Source organism: Nocardia sp. CDC160 (assembly GCF_035818795.1).
GTDB lineage: Bacteria > Actinomycetota > Actinomycetes > Mycobacteriales > Mycobacteriaceae > Nocardia.
Genome location: NZ_JAYKYT010000002.1, coordinates 243,633 through 259,753, shown reverse-complemented (window position 1 = coordinate 259,753; position 16,121 = coordinate 243,633). Strand labels below are relative to the sequence as shown.

21 protein-coding genes and 1 pseudogene are annotated in these 16,121 nt (G+C 68.0%); 15 read left to right on the top strand and 7 right to left on the bottom strand.

What is annotated here, in order from left to right; translation table 11 throughout:
• Positions 1–241: 241 nt before the first annotated feature.
• From VMT40_RS08690 to VMT40_RS08645, 11 genes and pseudogenes are all read left to right on the top strand, one after another.
• Positions 242–412, top strand: a pseudogene (locus VMT40_RS08690) (SAM-dependent methyltransferase); the annotation flags it as partial.
• A 484-nt stretch (positions 413–896) separates the two neighbouring features.
• Positions 897–1,772: a PIG-L deacetylase family protein gene (locus VMT40_RS08685; RefSeq protein ID WP_326357473.1), complete on the top strand. Its 876-nt coding sequence runs from the start codon at positions 897–899 to the stop codon at positions 1,770–1,772.
• On the top strand, positions 1,769–2,725 hold the full coding sequence (locus VMT40_RS08680) for an alpha/beta hydrolase (protein WP_326357472.1): 957 nt from the start codon (positions 1,769–1,771) through the stop codon (positions 2,723–2,725). Before VMT40_RS08685 ends, VMT40_RS08680 begins: the two co-directional genes overlap by 4 nt.
• 33 nt (positions 2,726–2,758) lie before the next feature.
• Positions 2,759–3,862, top strand: coding sequence for a nucleotide disphospho-sugar-binding domain-containing protein (locus VMT40_RS08675; RefSeq protein ID WP_326357471.1), 1,104 nt, complete (start codon positions 2,759–2,761; stop codon positions 3,860–3,862).
• 51 nt (positions 3,863–3,913) lie between these two features.
• Positions 3,914–4,246, top strand: coding sequence for a DUF732 domain-containing protein (locus VMT40_RS08670; RefSeq protein WP_326357470.1), 333 nt, complete (start codon positions 3,914–3,916; stop codon positions 4,244–4,246).
• A 198-nt stretch (positions 4,247–4,444) separates the two neighbouring features.
• Positions 4,445–4,816: a hypothetical protein gene (locus VMT40_RS08665; RefSeq protein ID WP_326357469.1), complete on the top strand. Its 372-nt coding sequence runs from the start codon at positions 4,445–4,447 to the stop codon at positions 4,814–4,816.
• A gap of 96 nt (positions 4,817–4,912) precedes the next feature.
• Positions 4,913–5,518 carry a dihydrofolate reductase family protein gene (locus VMT40_RS08660; RefSeq protein ID WP_326357468.1) on the top strand — a complete coding sequence of 202 codons (606 nt, stop codon included), beginning with the start codon at positions 4,913–4,915 and terminating at the stop codon, positions 5,516–5,518.
• Complete coding sequence (locus VMT40_RS08655) at positions 5,515–5,856, top strand: YciI family protein (protein ID WP_326357467.1); 342 nt, start codon at positions 5,515–5,517, stop codon at positions 5,854–5,856. The genes VMT40_RS08660 and VMT40_RS08655 overlap by 4 nt, the downstream gene beginning before the upstream one ends.
• A gap of 1 nt (position 5,857) precedes the next feature.
• Positions 5,858–7,078, top strand: coding sequence for an RNA polymerase sigma factor (locus VMT40_RS08650; RefSeq protein ID WP_326357466.1), 1,221 nt, complete (start codon positions 5,858–5,860; stop codon positions 7,076–7,078).
• A gap of 63 nt (positions 7,079–7,141) precedes the next feature.
• A complete protein-coding gene (locus VMT40_RS39330; RefSeq protein WP_442789936.1) occupies positions 7,142–7,579 on the top strand; it encodes a thiol-disulfide oxidoreductase DCC family protein in 438 nt (145 codons plus the stop codon).
• A 97-nt stretch (positions 7,580–7,676) separates the two neighbouring features.
• Positions 7,677–7,883: a hypothetical protein gene (locus tag VMT40_RS08645; RefSeq protein WP_326357465.1), complete on the top strand. Its 207-nt coding sequence runs from the start codon at positions 7,677–7,679 to the stop codon at positions 7,881–7,883.
• Positions 7,884–7,952: 69 nt separating this feature from the next.
• On the opposite strand, the gene VMT40_RS08640 is transcribed toward VMT40_RS08645, so the two are convergent.
• From VMT40_RS08640 to VMT40_RS08620, 5 genes are all read right to left on the bottom strand, one after another.
• A complete protein-coding gene (locus tag VMT40_RS08640) occupies positions 7,953–8,957 on the bottom strand; it encodes a hypothetical protein (protein ID WP_326357464.1) in 1,005 nt (334 codons plus the stop codon).
• Positions 8,954–9,313 carry a RidA family protein gene (locus VMT40_RS08635; RefSeq protein WP_326357463.1) on the bottom strand — a complete coding sequence of 120 codons (360 nt, stop codon included), beginning with the start codon at positions 9,311–9,313 and terminating at the stop codon, positions 8,954–8,956. Before VMT40_RS08635 ends, VMT40_RS08640 begins: the two co-directional genes overlap by 4 nt.
• Complete coding sequence (locus VMT40_RS08630; protein ID WP_326357462.1) at positions 9,310–10,407, bottom strand: alpha-hydroxy acid oxidase; 1,098 nt, start codon at positions 10,405–10,407, stop codon at positions 9,310–9,312. The genes VMT40_RS08635 and VMT40_RS08630 overlap by 4 nt, the downstream gene beginning before the upstream one ends.
• A complete protein-coding gene (locus VMT40_RS08625) occupies positions 10,404–11,840 on the bottom strand; it encodes an amino acid permease (RefSeq protein ID WP_326357461.1) in 1,437 nt (478 codons plus the stop codon). The genes VMT40_RS08630 and VMT40_RS08625 overlap by 4 nt, the downstream gene beginning before the upstream one ends.
• A gap of 215 nt (positions 11,841–12,055) precedes the next feature.
• Positions 12,056–13,225 carry a hypothetical protein gene (locus VMT40_RS08620; RefSeq protein WP_326357460.1) on the bottom strand — a complete coding sequence of 390 codons (1,170 nt, stop codon included), beginning with the start codon at positions 13,223–13,225 and terminating at the stop codon, positions 12,056–12,058.
• A 113-nt stretch (positions 13,226–13,338) separates the two neighbouring features.
• On the opposite strand from VMT40_RS08620, the gene VMT40_RS08615 reads away from it, so the two are divergent.
• On the top strand, positions 13,339–13,926 hold the full coding sequence (locus VMT40_RS08615; protein WP_326357459.1) for a TetR/AcrR family transcriptional regulator: 588 nt from the start codon (positions 13,339–13,341) through the stop codon (positions 13,924–13,926).
• Between the two features lie 4 nt (positions 13,927–13,930).
• Here the strand turns inward: VMT40_RS08615 and VMT40_RS08610 are convergent, their stop codons facing one another.
• Together VMT40_RS08610 and VMT40_RS08605 are read right to left on the bottom strand one after the other, a co-directional pair.
• The gene (locus VMT40_RS08610; protein WP_326357458.1) at positions 13,931–14,224 is read right to left on the bottom strand and encodes a chromate transporter; all 294 of its coding nucleotides are present in this window, start codon (positions 14,222–14,224) and stop codon (positions 13,931–13,933) included.
• Positions 14,113–14,625, bottom strand: a complete 513-nt coding sequence (locus tag VMT40_RS08605) for a chromate transporter (protein WP_326357457.1) — start codon at positions 14,623–14,625, stop codon at positions 14,113–14,115. The genes VMT40_RS08610 and VMT40_RS08605 overlap by 112 nt, the downstream gene beginning before the upstream one ends.
• A 187-nt stretch (positions 14,626–14,812) precedes the next feature.
• Here VMT40_RS08605 and VMT40_RS08600 point away from each other — a divergent pair, with 187 nt between their 5' ends.
• From VMT40_RS08600 to VMT40_RS08590, 3 genes are read left to right on the top strand one after another with little or no spacing between them, the layout of a single operon-like run.
• Positions 14,813–15,130, top strand: a complete 318-nt coding sequence (locus VMT40_RS08600; RefSeq protein ID WP_326357456.1) for a hypothetical protein — start codon at positions 14,813–14,815, stop codon at positions 15,128–15,130.
• Complete coding sequence (locus VMT40_RS08595) at positions 15,127–15,543, top strand: hypothetical protein (RefSeq protein WP_326357455.1); 417 nt, start codon at positions 15,127–15,129, stop codon at positions 15,541–15,543. Before VMT40_RS08600 ends, VMT40_RS08595 begins: the two co-directional genes overlap by 4 nt.
• Positions 15,536–16,120, top strand: coding sequence for a TetR/AcrR family transcriptional regulator (locus VMT40_RS08590; RefSeq protein ID WP_326357454.1), 585 nt, complete (start codon positions 15,536–15,538; stop codon positions 16,118–16,120). The genes VMT40_RS08595 and VMT40_RS08590 overlap by 8 nt, the downstream gene beginning before the upstream one ends.
• Position 16,121: the final 1 nt, after the last annotated feature.

Below are 16,121 nucleotides of genomic sequence, written 5' to 3'. Positions count from 1 at the left end.
ATTCCTGGCCGATCCAGCGCATCCTCCCTGGAAACCCTTCTGGAGTGGAACAATTCGACTATGACTTCCCAAGAGCCCCAACCTCCGTCGGATCTGGACCTCGAACCCGACGTGGTAGTCAAGAAGGTCTCACGGCCGGAGTTCGCCATCGACGAAATAGAGCTTCCAAGAATGCGGATAGGTACCGTGGAGCCCCCAGACATCGAGCCCTAGCCCCATCGACATCCTGGGGCAACCGTTCTTGACCACCCACCCTTCTTCGTCGTTCGGCACTGCGGCGGCGGCCTACGCGGAGCACCGACCGGATTACGCACCGGCTGCGGTTCATTGGGCGTTGGAGTGGGCGCCTGGTCGTCGAGTGCTGGACCTTGGCGCGGGGACGGGCAAGCTCACTGGGACGTTGCTCGGGCGCCGCGACGGCCGGAATGCATCTTCCTGGCTCGGGCGGGGTTGCTAGGTTCGGGTCGCCGGAGCAGGCCGAGTTCGTTCACTCGCAGCGGCGCAGCGCCGAGTCCCTCGTTGCGACAATTGCCACGCGCGCAGGGATATTGGTTATGGCCGAGGGGGAGCGAGAGGTGGCGCTCGGTCGGATCCGGGAATTTCTCGTAAGCAGGCCGGAGACCGCCAGCGGTGAGTTCTCGCTGCCGATGTTGACTGGCGTACTGCGCGTTCGTCGGCTGTGACGGGCAGCGTGAATCGCGTTCACCAGAATGCAATGGAGCAGGGGGCCTCTCGACGTTTGGCTGCCGGATTGCATGGTCGTCGAGGATTTGTGGTTGGGGGTTGGGGAAGCGGGGAGTTCGGTACGGTTGGGAGGCTCATTGGGCGGGGGTGGCGGTTGTTGAGCTCGAGGTCCTCGGGTGCGGCGCCTTTCGCTTTGGTGGGTGGAGGGCGCTATGGAACTTTCTCGGGTGTTGGATGGTGTGGGGCGGGTTGTTGTGGTGTCGCCGCATTTTGATGATGCGGTGTTGTCGGTTGGGGGGTTGATTGCGGGGCGGGTGGGGCGGGGGCAGGTCGTTGAGGTGTTGACTGTGTTTTCTGGGGCGGGGGTTGCTGTGGGGGGTGGGGGGCGGCAGAAGGCGTTCTCTGATTATGGGGTTCGGGGGGAGGAGGATGAGCGGGCGCTGGGGATTTTGGGGGCGCGGGGGCGGCGGCTTGGGTTGTTCGAGCGGTTGTTTCGTGAGCCTCGGCCGCGGGGGCCGCTGGCGTTGTTTCGGACGTCGGAGGATTTGGCGCGGGGGGCGTATGTGGAGACGGTGCGGCGGGGGATCGGGCGGCTGGTGGAGGATGGGGACACGGTTGTGTTGGCTCCCTTGGGGATTGGGAATCATGTTGATCATGTGATTGTGGCGGTGGCGGCTTTGCGGGTTGGGTCGCGGGTGCTGTTCTATGAGGACTTCAATGCTCTGTCGGAGCGGAATCGGCGGCGGCATCCGGTCTCGCGGTTGCGGCCGTTTCCGTATCGGTCCGCGCCTGGATGGGCAAGTCCGCGAGCCGGATTCGAGCTGGAGGCCATGTCGCTGTTGGCGCGGGGGCCCGATGCCGCGGCGCTGGCGGGGGTGACCGTGCGGCCCGAGCAGTGGAGTATGACGGCGTTTCCGGTGGCCGGTGGGCTGGAGGCGGTGAAGCTGCGGGCTATCGGCGAATATCGGACGCAGACAAGGGCTTTGGGTGGGGAGAAGCGGCTTCGTGAGATCATGAGGCGGGCGCACGCGGTGCGCGGGGGCGAACCGATCTGGCGGTTCGATGCGACGGGAGCGGGGCCGTCATGAGATGGATCGCGATACTGGCGGTGCTGCTCGGGGTGATCGTCGGCGCACCGGGGGCGCGAGCCGAGAGTGGCGCGAGCATCGACCACATAGTGCGGGTCACCGACCGCTGGCTGCAGGTATTCGTTCGCTCCCCGGCCATGGCGGGCACCGTGCAGATCGATGTCCTACTGCCGCGGGACCGTACGGCCCCGCGGCCGACCGTCTACCTGTTGGAGGGCATCGACTCCGCCCGGCCCGACCAGAACGACTGGACCTTCCATGGCGGCGCGGTCGAATACTTCGCAGACAAGGACGTGAACGTCGTGCTCCCGGTGGGCGGCGCGGGCAGCTACTACACCGACTGGCAGCGCGACGATCGCGTTCGCGGACACCAGAAGTGGGAAACGCTGCTCACCCGGGAACTGCCGCCGCTGCTCGACGCGCGGTTCGACGGCAGCGGCCGCGCCGCGGTGCTCGGCATCTCCATGGGTGCGCAGGCGGCCCTCATGCTGGCCGAACGATCCGGCGATCTCTATGCCGGGGTGGCCGCGCTGAGTGGGTGTTTCAATACCGCCGATGCGATCGGGCAGGCGGAGCTGCGCTATATCGTCGGCACCGACGGTTCCGATCCGGATGCCATGTGGGGAGCCGCGAATGATCCGGACTGGGCCGCACACGATGTGCTGACCCACGCGGATCACTTGCGCGGCAAGGCACTCTACTTCTACGCCGCGTCGGGCCTCCCTGGGGAGCACGAGAATCTCTCGACTCCGGACCTGCCCGATGTCGTGTTCGAGGGCGGAGCCATCGAATTCGGCACGCGGTTGTGCACCGACATCATGCACAGTGAACTGGACGGTCTCGCCATACCGGCCACCTATGACTTCGCTCCGGCGGGCACACACAGTTGGCCGTACTGGCGCGATCACCTCGCCGCCGCCTGGCCGGTTTTGGCCAAAGCACTCGGCGGGTAGCGCGAAACCGTCGGGGAGAGAGGAAGTACCAGGGTGCGAGTCCTGTTCGTCGCCACCCCATTGATCGGCCATGCCTTCCCGATGCTGCCGCTGGCCCTGCACCTGCGCGAGGCCGGACACGAGGTCCTGCTCGGTTCGGGCGATGAGGTCGTGAGCGTGCTGCGTGACCGATTACCGACGGTGACGGTCGCCGATCCCATGAGCGTGCGAGTTCCCATTCGCGCCCTGGCCCTGCATCCGCTCGCCACCCGGCACGCGATCATCGGGTCCGCCGATCCCATGGTCGCGGCGCGCGTCTTCGCCCCCGTGAACGAGACCATGCGCGAGCGAGTCCTGGCGCTGTCGCGGCATTTCGCACCCGACCTCGTCGTGCACGAGCCCTTCGCCGCCGTCGCCGCGATCGCCGCCGCCCGGCGGAAAGTCCCCGCGGTGCTGCACAATATCGGACTCGACCACGGCGAACTGGTCTGCGCGCGGCTGCTGGAGCGACTGGGCGCACCGGACGTCGCCGATACCGCCGCGCTGAGTATCGCTCCGCCCAGCATTGTCTCCATTCCGGGCTGGCCCATGCGCTACATCCCCTTCTCGACCCCCGGACCGCCCATACCGGACTGGCTCACGACTCCCGCTGATCGCCCGCGAATCCTGGTCACCCGCAGCACCATGCTCGGCGATAAAGCGACACCGTTTCTCGCATCGGTCCTGCGTGCCGCGCCCGCGGTCGACGCCGAATTCGTCATTGTCCGACCCGATCGGGGCGTCACCCGCCACCGCGCCCTGCCCGCGAATATTCGCACGGTCGGCTGGACCGTCCTCACCGACGCCCTGCGCACCTGCGACGCCATGATCAACCACGGCGGAGCGGGCTCGGTGTACGCCGCCCTGAATGCCGGTGTGCCCCAAATCCTCACGCCCGACACCGGCGACCGCGGCTGGAACGCGAACCTGATCCACACCCGGGGCTGCGGGCTGTCCGTCGCGCCCAGACGCATTACCGCCGCGCACATCACGCGCCTGATCAGCGATTCCGCGCTGGCCGCGGCGGCCAGGGAGGTCGCCGCCGAGATGTCGGCCATGCCGAGTCCGGACGAGCTCGTCCCCCGCCTCGAGGGCTTGGTCGGCTTCTCGCGTGATTAGCGACCGGCCGGGGTAGGCTCGCCGGGTTCGTTCGATGTTGAAGGAGAGTTCGTGGGTAAAAAGCGCCGTCTCGCTTCGGGTTTCGGAGTGATGGTCGCGGGGGTTTTCTTGGTGGGGGCGGCCGCGGGGGCGGCCGGTGCGGAGCGGGCGCTCACCGCACAGGAGCAGGTGTTCGTGAGTTATCTGCAGGCGCACGGGGAGCTACTGTCGGATAACGATCAGCAGGCGGCGGCCATCGATGTGGGCAAGGCCGACTGCTCCGCGCTGGCGGGTGGGCTGACCAAGGAGCATCTGGTCGAGCAGCTGCCGGGCGGCGCGTCCGAGAAGGAGGAGGCCGTGCTGTTCCTGGACGCGGCCACCGCTCCGGGCAGCCTCTGCGGCTGAGACGCGTAGCGGGACCGTGGGCGCTGCCGAATCCGGCAGCGCCCACGGCTTTTCGAAGGCCAGTCATCGCTATCTGATTGCGTAACTTGTTAATTGCGTACCTAGCGGAATTCTTCAGCAAATCCGATACCGCGCATCGGGAGCGGGCGTAGCGTCACCGCAGGCGGGGACCCGTCACGGCGCGCGAAGGGAACATCCATGGCGGAGTTGGACATTGCTCTGAAGGACATGATGATGCTCGACGGCGCGATCGGCGCGGCCGTCGTCGACTATGGCAGCGGCATGCCGCTGGGCATGCTGGGCGGCACCAAGAATCTGAACATCGAGATCGCCGCGGCCGGGAACACCGAGGTGATTCGCGCCAAGATCCGGACCATCGAGCAGCTCGGCCTCCATGAGGAGATCGAGGACGTGCTCATCACGCTCAATAGCCAGTACCACCTGGTGCGACCCTTGCGGGGGCGGCGGTCGCGCGGATTGTTCCTGTACGTCGCGCTGGATCGGGAGCGCGGGAATCTGGCGTTCGCGCGGCATCGGCTCAAGGACATCGAGGAGAATCTCGACATCTGAGGATTCTTCTTCGCGGTGATGTCGTATTCGCGGTAGCCCGTTCGTGTAGGGGATGAGCCCGGCAAGTCGGCCGGGCACGATCCCGAGGAGCGAAACATGGGCACGATCACCGCGGTCGTCAATCTGACCCTCGACGGCGTCATGCAGGCGCCGGGTCGAGCGGATGAGGACACCCGCAATGGATTCACCGGCGGCTGGGCACACCCGTACGCGGATCCGGTACAGGGCCGGGTCATGGGCGAACACATGGCCGCGCAGGCCGCGGGCGAGAGCGCGCTGCTGCTCGGCCGCCGCACCTACCAGGACTTCTACCAGGTGTGGCCGAATCGGACCGACAATCCGTACACCGAGGTGCTGAACAAGACGGAGAAGCTCGTCGCCTCCCGCACGCTGACCGAGCCGCTGCCGTGGCAGAACTCGACCCTGCTGTCCGGGGATGCCGTGACGGCCGTGCGGGAGGTGTTTGCCGAGCGGCCCGGCTCGAGTCTGGTGGTGCTCGGCAGCGGCGAGTTGCTGCGTTCCCTCATGCGCGCGGGCATGATCGACGAGTATCTGCTCTCGATCCACCCGCTGACGCTCGGTTCCGGCCAGCGCCTGTTCGATGGCGTCGATGTGGGCGCGTTGCGGCTGGTCGAGAGCGTGACCACGACGACCGGTGTGCTCATCGCCACCTACCGACCCGCCGCAGAGGAGTCGCTGTGACCCAGTACCTGCTCAGCATCTATCAGCCGTCGGATTCCGCGCCGCCGGACAATCTCGACGAGATCATGAGCGAGCTGGACAAGCTCAATGCGGAGATGCGGGCGGCGGGGGCGTGGGTGTTCGCGGCCGGGTTGCACGCGCCCAGCACCGCGACGGTCCTGCGGGCCAAGGGGTCCGAGGTGCTCATGACCGACGGGCCGTTCGCCGAGGCCAAGGAGCAGATCGGAGGATTCACCGTTATCGAGGCGGCCGATCTGGACGAGGCCCTGGATTGGGGCGGCCGCATGGCGACCATCATCGGGCTGCCCATCGAGGTCCGGCCGATCCAGGATCGGTGACATGCCTTCCGGCACAGTCGATCTCGCGGCCGTCGCAGCGGTGTTCACCGAGCATTACGGCCGCGCGGTCGCCAGCCTGATCCGCGTCTTCGGCGATGTCGACATTGCCGAAGACGCGGTCCAGGACGCCTTCGCCACCGCGGTCCAACGCTGGCCGGTGGACGGCCTCCCGCCCAGCCCTCCCGGCTGGATCATCACCACGGCTCGCAACCGCGCGGTGGACCGCCTGCGCCGCGAGGCCGCCCGCCCCGACAAGTACGCCCACGCCGCGCTCCTCCACGAACGCGACACCCCACCCGAGGAGGGTCCGGTGCCGGACGACCGCCTCCGCCTGATCTTCACCTGCTGCCACCCGGCCCTCTCATCCCACGCCCGGGTGGCCCTCACCCTGTGGCTCCTCGGCGGCCTCTCCACCGCCGAGGTGGCCCGGGCCTTCCTGGTCCCCGAAACCACCATGGCTCAACGCCTCACCCGGGCCAAGGGCAAAATCCGCGACGCCCGCATCCCCTACCGGGTGCCCTCCGACGCCGACCTCCCCGCCCGGCTGGACTCGGTCCTGGCGGTCCTCTACTTGATCTTCACCGAGGGCCACACCGCCACCGCGGGCGACCAGCTGACCCGCCCCGACCTCTGCGCCGAAGCCATCCGCCTGACCCGAGTCCTGGCCGACCTGATGCCCGACGAGCCCGAGGTCTGGGGCCTGCTGGCACTGTTACTCCTCACCGAATCCCGCCGCCCCGCACGCACTTCCGCCGACGGCGCGCTCATTCCCCTGCCCGACCAAGACCGAAACCTCTGGGACGCCGACCTCATCGCCGAAGGCCACACCCTGGTTCGCACCTGCCTCCGCCGAAACCAGCCCGGCCCCTACCAACTCCAAGCCGCCATCCAGGCGGTCCACACCGACGCCCCCACCCCCGCCGACACCGACTGGCCCCAAATCCTCACCCTCTACGACCAGTTGGCCGCCCAACTCCCCACCCCGATAGTCCTCCTCAACCGAGCCGTGGCCCTGGCCGAAGTCTGCGGCCCCACAACGGCTCTCGCCGAACTGGATGCTCTTGACCTCTCGACCCACCACCTCTACCACGCGGTCCGCGCCGACCTCCTCCTCCGCCTCAACCGCAAATCCGAAGCCGCCCAGTCCTACACCCAAGCCATAGCCCTCACCCACAACGACGCCGAACGCACCTACCTGCTCGCCCGCGCCAACTCCCTGTGACAAAGCCGACTGTGATGTAGATCTTGAGCGAATTCCTTTGCGGTACCGAAATTCTGGAGTCGAATGGGTTGTACAGAGAAAGGGGTGGCCATGACGAAACCAGTATTCACCGAAGAGGTAGGCCAACGGCCATTGCTGGTATTCGATGGTGATTGCGGATTCTGTACCGCGAGTGTCGAGTTCATTCGGACACATATCAAACCCACGGTTGATTTCACACCCTGGCAGCGTGCCGACCTGCCCGCCCTCGGCCTGACCGAGGAGCAGGCCCAGCGCGCGGTTCAGTGGGTCGACGCAAACGAGCGCCGGTCCGCCGGGGCAGGGGCGGTAGCACGCCTCCTGCTGCGAGCCAGCCTCCCGTGGCGAATACTGGGCGCACTCCTGCTCATTCCCCCGCTCAGCTGGATCGCCGCCGGACTGTACCGCCTGATCGCAGACAATCGATACCGCCTCCCAGGCGGAACCCCAGCCTGCGCCTTCCCCAATCCCCATTCAGCTTGACCTAATGTGGCGTCGTCCGAACCAGGGCGACGTAAAGGGCCGTGGCTGCGTGCGATCCGTCCAACGGGTTACTCCCTGAATGACTCAGGAGGTCATCATGGGAGCATTGAACAAACTATTGGCCGCGGTCCTGGCCATCCTCGGAGCCGTACTGGGCGCAGTCCTGGGCATAGTGGCGGGTTTACTCTGGCTGGTAGGAATAATCCTGTCCGCCACCATAATCCTGGCCCCCGTCGGCATCCCCCTCGTAAAGCTCGGCAAAAGCCTCTTCTCCACCTCCGGCGACCTCATGCACCTCTCATGACCATCGACGAGCATGCAATCTGGCAGGCGAACGTCGAGAAGGTGCCTGCCAGATTGCATGCTGGTGGGGTTAGGCCCGTTCGAGGATGGTGGTGACGAGCATGGTGTGGTCCTCGAGGCGGCGGCGGACGGTCCAGCCCAGGTCGGCGAAGGCCTGCTCGTATTCCTGCCGCGTCCACAGGCGGACGCCGGTGACCGCGTGGTAGATCTCGTAGGTGGGGGAGAACCACGGCTGTTCGGTCCAGTACGGGGCTTCGAGTAGGTAGCCGTCGCCGATCACCAGTCGGCGCAGATTGGGGAACCAGTCCATCCAGCCGCGGAGGACCGCGGCTATGCCGTCGCCGTCGCTGGCGAGTTGGTGCAGCAGGAAGAAGGACATGGCCGTCGTCACGGCGTCGCGGTCGATGGCCGCGAGCCAGGCGGGGGGTTCGGGTTCGGGTTGGACGGATCCGGCGAGCAGGGTGATGCGGTCGGAGAGGCCGCGGGTCGCGAGTTCATCGGTGGCGTCGTCGATTACGCCCTGTTCGATGTCGACCCCGAGGAAGCGCTCGTGCTCGGCGATGCCGGACAGGGCCATGACGCGCCCGGCGTCGGCGCAGCCGAGATCGATGGTGCAGCCGGGTGTGTCGGTGGCGATGGCGCGGCCGATGGCCTCGAAGATCTCCGGTCGACGGCGCGCGATATCGGTGCAGCCGCGGGCAACTTCGCCGGGTTCGGTTGCGGCGGGAATGTATTCGCGATGCGGGCTGTCCGACAGCTGCCGGAAGGTGGGCTCCCAGCCGCGCACCGCGACCCGCACGAAGCCGCGATTCTTGCCCACATCGTGTCCGGTGTGGGTGAGCTGATAGCGGTGCCCGCGCCGAATGAGGAACCCGGCGCGCATCAGGCCCTCGGCGACGGTCTGCTGGATGCCGGTGGCGGGCACGATGGTGTCGCCGCCCAGGAGCGTGGCCCACCACCCCCAGTCGTCGGCGGCGACGATGAGTTGTCCGGCGGTCTGGCCTTCGATGACGTCTCGAATGGTGAAATCGCCGATGGCGGAGTGCGAATGGATGAGCGGAGTGACTGCGGTCATGATCGTTCTTCCTGAGCGGTGGCGACGGCGATCGCCTGGATTTCGATGAGCAGCCCGTCGATGGGCAGGGTGGTGACGGTGGTGATCCGCGCCGGTGCGGCCGTCGGGAAGTGGGAGCGGAATACGGTGTTCCAGTCGGGGAACCAGCGGCGATCCGCGAGATAGCAGTCCAGGCGGATGACGCGGTCGCGGCTGCTGCCCTCGGCGTCGAGGGCCGTATCGAGTTGTCGGAAAACCTCTTTCGCCTGGCCTTCGAAGGTGTCGGAGGTGACGGCGAGGGTCTCGGGATCCACGGCCGCCAAGCCGGAGGTGAAGACGAGCCCGGAAGCGCTGCGGGCCAAGGGGAACGCGCTCATGAGGCGGCCCGCGTGATGCGCGAGGCGTCGATCGACGCGATGGTCGGTGCGCCCGAGAGGATCATGAGCGTGCGCAGTTCCTCGGTGAGCAGCTCGAGCACCCGATCCACCCCCGCCTCCCCGGCCGCCGCCAGCCCGTAGATGGCGGAGCGGCCGATGATCACCGCGTCCGCGCCCAGGGCCAGCGCCAGATAGATATCGCTGCCGGTACGCACACCGCTGTCCAACAGAATCGGCACCTCCGGCCCGACCGCCGCCCGAATGCCCGGCAGCATGTCCAGGCTGGCCGGAGCCGGATCCACCTGTCGCCCACCGTGATTGGACACCACCAGCGCACTCGCGCCGATGGCCAGCGCCCGCTCGGCCGCCGCGGGCGTGAGCACACCCTTGGCGATCCACGGCAGCCCGAACCCGGTGGCGGCGCTGGCCAACTCGGCCCAATCCCACACCATGCCACCGCGTTTGAGCAGCTGCCCGAACACCTCCGCGACCCCGGGCGCACCGTCCTCGCCGGTCAGATTGCCCGCGAAATGCCGCTGGTCCGGGTCGAATCGATTGGCCATATTGCGCGTTCGGAACCCGCCGACCGGGCAGTCCAGCGTGACGCACAGCGCCTCGTATCCCAGCCGTGCCACCCGCTCGGCCACCGCGGCCGCATGTCCGAAGGGATGCACCTGCGCGATGCGCGCGGCCTCGGGTGCGGCGGCCCGCACCCGCTGATAGGAGAAACTGCCCGCCTCCGGCACGACGGACAGCGCTCCCCGCGCCTGCGCCGCCCGCGCCACCGCCGGGTGACCGTCCGGATGAAACAGCGCGTCACCGCCGAAGGGCGCGGTGAGAATCGGTGTGTCCAAGGGCATTCCGAGGAACTCGGTGCGCGTGGACGGCGCGCCCACCCCGCTCATGGGCGCGGGCAGAATGCGCCAGCGATCGAAGGCGAGCCGGTTGTCCCGCAAGGTGATCTCCTTGCCCGCCCCGCCCTCCACGAAATCCAGCACATCGGCGGGCAGGGCCGCGGCCGCCGCCTGCCGGATCTCGTCGAGCGTCCCGAAATCGACCCGGGTCGGGTAAAAGCTGTCCAGCTGCGCGGTCACGCCACACCTCCGGCGGGCAGGGCGGCGGAGGCGGGCAGATCGGCGGTGTCGGCAGGTGTGGTGGCCGACGGTATCCCTGTGCTCGTATCCGGGGCCGGGGCTTCGGGTGCCGCGGTGGCGTGACGTCGGCCGTAGGCGAGGTACACCGCCACCCCGGCGGCACTCCAGATCACGAAGCGCAGCCAGGTCAGGGCCTCGAAAGTGGTGGCCAGCCAGACACATCCGGCGATCGCGCCGACGGCGACCAGCGGCAGGAACGGGACTCGGAAGGGCCGGGGACGGTCGGGTGCGGTGCGACGCAGGATCAGCACGCCCAGGGCCACGATCAGGAAGGCGAACAGCGCACCGATATTGACCAGTTCCGCCACCGTGCCGATGGGCAGCAGGCCCGCGACGACGGCGACCACCGTGCCCAGCAGCAGGCTCAGTCGTACCGGCGTACCTCGGGAGCCGGTGTGGGACAGCGCCTTCGGGAGCATGCCGTCGCGGCTCATGGCGAACACCAGCCGGGTCGGTCCGTAGCACACCATGAGCAGGCCCTTGGTGAGCGCGACCACCGAGGCCACCAGGATCACCTTGCCGATCCATCCCGCGCCCACCGCGGCCAGCGCGGTCGCCACCGGCGCGGCATTGCCGAGCGTGGAATACGGTGCGACACCGGTCAATACGGCGCTCACCGCCACATACAGCGCGGTGGCGACGACGACCGAGCCGATAATGCCCCAGGGCAGATCCCGGCGCGGATCGCGGGTCTCCTCGGCGGAGGTGGCCACGACATCGAATCCCAGATACGCGAAGAACGCCAGCGCCGCCCCCGCCGCGATGCCGTGCACGCCGAACGGCAGGAACGGCGACCAGTTGCCGGGATGCACATGCGGTGCGCCGATCGCGATCACCAGCACGAGAACCCCGATCGTCACGGCCACCAGAGTTTTCACCACGGCCGCCGTGAGTTTCACCTCGAATACCAGCACACCGATCAGTACGGCCACGATCAGAACGGCCGGAAGATTGATGACGCCACCGTCGCTGGGCCCCGCCGAAATCGCCTTGGGCAGGGAAATTCCGAAGAGGGAATCCAGGGTCGCGCCGAACAATCCGGACCAGCCGATGGCAATGGCCGAGGCCGCCACCGCGTATTCGAGCAAGAGATTCCAGCCGACCAGGAACGCGGGCACCTCGCCCAGCGTGCCGCGCGTGTAGGTGTAGGCGCTGCCGGAGAGCGGCGTCATGGAGGCGAGTTCGCTGTAGCACAGCGCCACTAGCGCGCAAATGGCTCCGGCCAGCACGAACGAAAGGACGATGGCGGGCCCGGCCTTGGTCGCGGCGGCAATGCCGGTGGTGACGAAGATGCCCGCGCCCACAATGGTGCCGACGCCCATGGCGATGAGATCCCACCGGCCGAGACTGCGGTTGAGAGTTGGTGCTGCCATTTCTGGAATCCATTCGGAGAGAATGTGTTTGAAGTCGATGCATTCCAGTGAAACGGTCGGAGTTTATGGACCGGTGAACTCGCGTAACGTCTTCGTTTCGGTCCATTTGTCGAAGCGGACAAGGGAATTCGAGGCGAGGCATGCGGAATTGCGCGCGATCGGAATTCGCGCGCGAGAATTCACGCCATTGGGTGTTATTCTTCGAATGGTCGTGGTTATGCGGTTGTCGAGAGTCGCTGAGCGGGAATGGAGTCCGCAGCACGCGCCATTGCGCGCCGACGGACGACTGCGGTGGCCGCGGCCACCAGGAGCAGGACGGCCGCGGCGGCCAGCACGGCGTCACGCAGGGATGCGACCGTGGCAATGGCACCGAGGCCGACCGTCGTGAGCGCGGCGCACGCATACGCCACGCCCGCGAATCGCGAGGCGGCGCGGGCGTGCTGAGCGGGAGGCGTTGTGGCACTGACGATTCGCAGACCGGTGCGGTAGGCGAGACCCTGCCCGCACCCGGCCACCACACCGCCGCACAGCAGCAAGGCCAGGTTGGGCACCCAGGACACGGCCGCGGCCAGTGCGACACCGAGGACGATAATGACCTGTGCCGTAACGGATTCGGCGGCGAGCTTGCCCGGAGGCAGGACGCGCTGCACCACCCAGGCGCTCACCAGGTAGAGCGTCACCGGCAGGGCGAGCAGCGCGAGATTCGCGGTACCGAGCAGTTCCGCGCCATAGCTGGGCAGCAGTGCGACCACCAAACCCGCCGAGACCCACGCGGCAATTCCACTGAGGTATCCGGCGATTCGAGGTTCTGTCGCATCGGGCGGGGGAGTCGCGCGGTGCTCGACCGGCAGCGGGCGGACCGCGCGATCACTCAGCACAGCCGCCATGACCGCCGCCAGGAGCACGGCATGCACGAGATACACCGTCACCCCGGGCGCGGCCAGGTATTGCGCCACCACCGCGGCCGCGATGGTCCCCAGCGCGGAACCGAGCACGGTCGCCACGGCCATGGCCGTGCGCCCGCCCTCGCCCTTGCGCTCGAGGATCAATCCGGCGAGCGACCCGGTCACCAATCCGACGGAAAGCCCGGCGCAGACGCGCGCCAGCACCACCGGCCAGGGCGAATGCGCCACGGCCATGGCCGCATCCGCGGCGACGCCGAACCCACTGCCCACCCCTATGCGCCACCACCAGGCGGCGCGCGAGGACGGCGTCCCCAGCACTGACAGCGTCGGCGTCAGCGCGAACAGGTACGCGGCGAAGATCACCGTGATGAGCAGCGGCGCGAGCGCCCAGGCATGCCGGTAGTACGGCATCATCCCGGTCGCCATATTGGGCTGCGCCATGATCAGGACCAAGAGCGCGCCCGGTGCGGCTGCCCGCATCCCGGCCTCCTAAGTGAGGAGATCTTCTCTGTTAGAGAATACGAAACTGAGAAGAACTTCTCTACTCGAGCGCCGCGCGGTGATCTCGACCCGCGTTCGCGGAGGATGGAGGCGTGCCCGTGAACACCCGCAGTGACGCCCAGCGCAGCCGCGTGCTGCTGGTCGACGCCGTCCAGGCCCTGCTGCAGGCCGGACGGATCGGCTTCTCCATCCCCGAGCTCGCCGCCGAGGCGAGCGTGGGAGTGGCCACCGCGTACCGGCATTTCCCGACGCCCCAGGACGCGTTGCAGGCCTTCCATCGCCGAGCCATCGAGCAATTGGTCGAGGCGCTCGCGGCCGTGGACGCCGGACCCGATCCGGTGGACCGCTTTCACCGCTGCTGCCGCACCTGGGTGGATCAGGCCGCGCAGTGGGGACCCGCCGTGCGCTACATCCGCAGCTCAAAGGGCTTCATCGAACGCCTCGCCGCCGGGGACGAATCCATTACCGCCCTGCACGACATGCTCGCCGAGGTGCTGAATTCCCTGGCGCTGCAGGGCAAGACCGCCGAATACGACGTCACCTACGCCGTGCTGCTGTGGATCACCATCTTCGACGAACGCGTCGTCTACGACCTGACCGAACACCGCCACTGGACCGCCACCGAGGTCACCGACCACCTCACCCGGGCGGTCGCGGGAGCCCTCGGCATCACGGTCTGAGCCGTCACCCGATCGGCAACCCCACCAGCGCCGCACCCACCCCGAGCGCTCCGGCCCCCAACAGCGCGCTGACCGTCCCGCGCCGCGCCGCCAACAGCCACACCGCAGCAGCCGCCAACACCGCGAACTGCCAGAGGTGTTGCAACGCAAGCGCGAGCGGAATCGCCGACCCCGCAATGGCACCGATCACGGCCGGTCCGGCACCCGTGAAGAACGCCTGCACCCGCCCATCGGCCCGCAACCGATCGAAATGTCTGGCCCCGACCAACACGAACCCGAACGAGGGCGCGAAAGCCACGGCCGCGGCGAGCAACCCGCCCGACCGGCCGCCGCGCCGCGCACCCAGGACGGGCTGTCGGTGGCCAGGAACACTGCCGCGAGGATGAGGATCAGCGCCAAACCGGGTGCTATGAAGCAGAATCCGCCGATCAGTGCGCCCGCTCGGCCGCGTAGTCGCCAGGCGGTGAAGATGGCCAGTTGGGTGGAGGCGGGGCCGGGGAGCAGGTTGGTGGCCGCGATGCCGTCTTCGAAATCGTCGGCGGCGATCCAGCCGCGTCGTTCGACGCACAGTCGGCGCAGCAGGGCGATGTGGGCGGGTGGGCCGCCGAAGCCGAGGCAGCCGATGCGGCCCCACTCGCGGGCGATGGTCCAGAGGGGGACCGGTCGCGGGGCGGGCGACGGCCGTGCCGAGTCGACCACGCCGGGCATCCTCTCCATTCACCGAAACAGACGGCCGACCCTAACCCGTCGCCGCCGTCATCGGGGCGCGTGTTGTCGTCGCTCCTACCGCGCGGAATCCCGCCATGGTTGCGAATCATACGATCGTATGAGACTCTGATCTGCGTAAAAGATGCATGACATAACGATCGTATGAGGGGTGGGTCGAATGTTCAGAGTGTTGGAACTGCTGGGGCTGTTGGCTCCGGTGGCCGGTGCGGCACTGGCGGTCTACTACCGCCGACGCCTCGGCGGCGCGTTCCCGTTCGCGATGGCCGCGGCGGTGATCGGGCTCGCCGGTTCGGCGGTGGCCATGATCGCCGAGCGGACCCTGTTCCTGGGTGGGGACACCGAGGGCATGACCGAGCACATGGAAATCGGCGCCGCCCTGCGGAACCTTCTGCTCATTGGCGCGTGGGTCCTGCTGCTGGTCGCCATTGGTCGGCATCGCCGGGGTTCGGAGTCGGAAACGGCGGTGCGGCGATGAACGGCGCGACCCTGTTCGGCGCGAGCGAGATCGCCGTCGGCGTGCTCGCCGCCGTCACCGTGGTGTTCGGCTTCTCCCTGGCCCGCCGCCACCCCCTGGCCGGATGGTGCACCGTCGCAGGCGCTTTCGCCTGGGTGCTCGCCGAGGCCGTGCACTGGGCCCAAACCGACCTGATCATGCCCGGTCTCGAGGGTCACGAACACAAGTCGGCCCGCTTCATTGTCGGCATGCTCGGCGAGGGCGTGTATTTCGGCATCGGTGGGCTGGGCATACTGTTGCTGTTCTTCGCCGCCGTGGCCGATCGCGCCCCGCGCTCCGATCAGCGCCCCGAACCGGCCGCGCTGGCGGGCAAGCTGATCGGCCAGGCGTGGCGCTACTACTCCACCCGCGAGCAGAGAGGACGTCGTGGCTGACCGCCGCCCCGTCGAAACCACCGACCGGCGTTACCAACTGCTGGAACGGCTCGCCGATGCCATTGCCGAGACCGGCATCGAGGGCGTCAGCATTCGCGATCTGGCCGCCCGCGCCGGAGTCTCCATCGGCACGGTGCAATACAACTTCTCGACCAAGACCGAGCTGCTGCTGGCCGCCTGGCACCACGTGCGACACCAGGCGGCCCTCCGGTTCACCCGCTCGGACCTCGCCGCGCTCCCGCCGAACGAACAACTGCTCAGCCTGACCGAGCTGCTGCTCCCGCCCACCGCCGAGGACCGGCTGGCACGGGTCTGGCTGGCCCTGGTGGCGCGCGCGGCCCACGATCCCCAGATCGCGGCACTGCATCGCGAGCAGTGGCGCGAAACCGAGGACCTGCTGGCGCGGGTGCTGACCCACGCCGCGCCCGCCCGGGAGGACGAATCCCGGGACACCGCAACCGAATTGCTGGCGCTGCTGGACGGGCTGGCGATCTCGGTGATCACCGAACCGGATCGGGTATCGCCGGAACGTGCCCGCCGCATCGCCCGCAATCGGGTGCGGCAGTGGATCGGGTGAG

Bases quoted from the DNA above. Each gene is read 5' to 3' on its own strand.
- VMT40_RS08680 (WP_326357472.1), top strand. From the start codon at position 1,769: ATGAGATGGATCGCGATACTGGCGGTGCTGCTCGGGGTGATCGTCGGC.
- VMT40_RS08625 (WP_326357461.1), bottom strand. From the start codon at position 11,840: ATGGCAGCACCAACTCTCAACCGCAGTCTCGGCCGGTGGGATCTCATC.
- VMT40_RS08650 (WP_326357466.1), top strand. From the start codon at position 5,858: ATGCCTTCCGGCACAGTCGATCTCGCGGCCGTCGCAGCGGTGTTCACC.
- VMT40_RS08620 (WP_326357460.1), bottom strand. From the start codon at position 13,225: ATGCGGGCAGCCGCACCGGGCGCGCTCTTGGTCCTGATCATGGCGCAG.
- VMT40_RS08600 (WP_326357456.1), top strand. From the start codon at position 14,813: ATGTTCAGAGTGTTGGAACTGCTGGGGCTGTTGGCTCCGGTGGCCGGT.
- VMT40_RS08640 (WP_326357464.1), bottom strand. From the start codon at position 8,957: ATGACCGCAGTCACTCCGCTCATCCATTCGCACTCCGCCATCGGCGAT.
- VMT40_RS08685 (WP_326357473.1), top strand. From the start codon at position 897: ATGGAACTTTCTCGGGTGTTGGATGGTGTGGGGCGGGTTGTTGTGGTG.
- VMT40_RS08665 (WP_326357469.1), top strand. From the start codon at position 4,445: ATGGCGGAGTTGGACATTGCTCTGAAGGACATGATGATGCTCGACGGC.
- VMT40_RS08595 (WP_326357455.1), top strand. From the start codon at position 15,127: ATGAACGGCGCGACCCTGTTCGGCGCGAGCGAGATCGCCGTCGGCGTG.
- VMT40_RS08635 (WP_326357463.1), bottom strand. From the start codon at position 9,313: ATGAGCGCGTTCCCCTTGGCCCGCAGCGCTTCCGGGCTCGTCTTCACC.
- VMT40_RS08660 (WP_326357468.1), top strand. From the start codon at position 4,913: ATGGGCACGATCACCGCGGTCGTCAATCTGACCCTCGACGGCGTCATG.
- VMT40_RS39330 (WP_442789936.1), top strand. From the start codon at position 7,142: ATGGGTTGTACAGAGAAAGGGGTGGCCATGACGAAACCAGTATTCACC.
- VMT40_RS08645 (WP_326357465.1), top strand. From the start codon at position 7,677: ATGGGAGCATTGAACAAACTATTGGCCGCGGTCCTGGCCATCCTCGGA.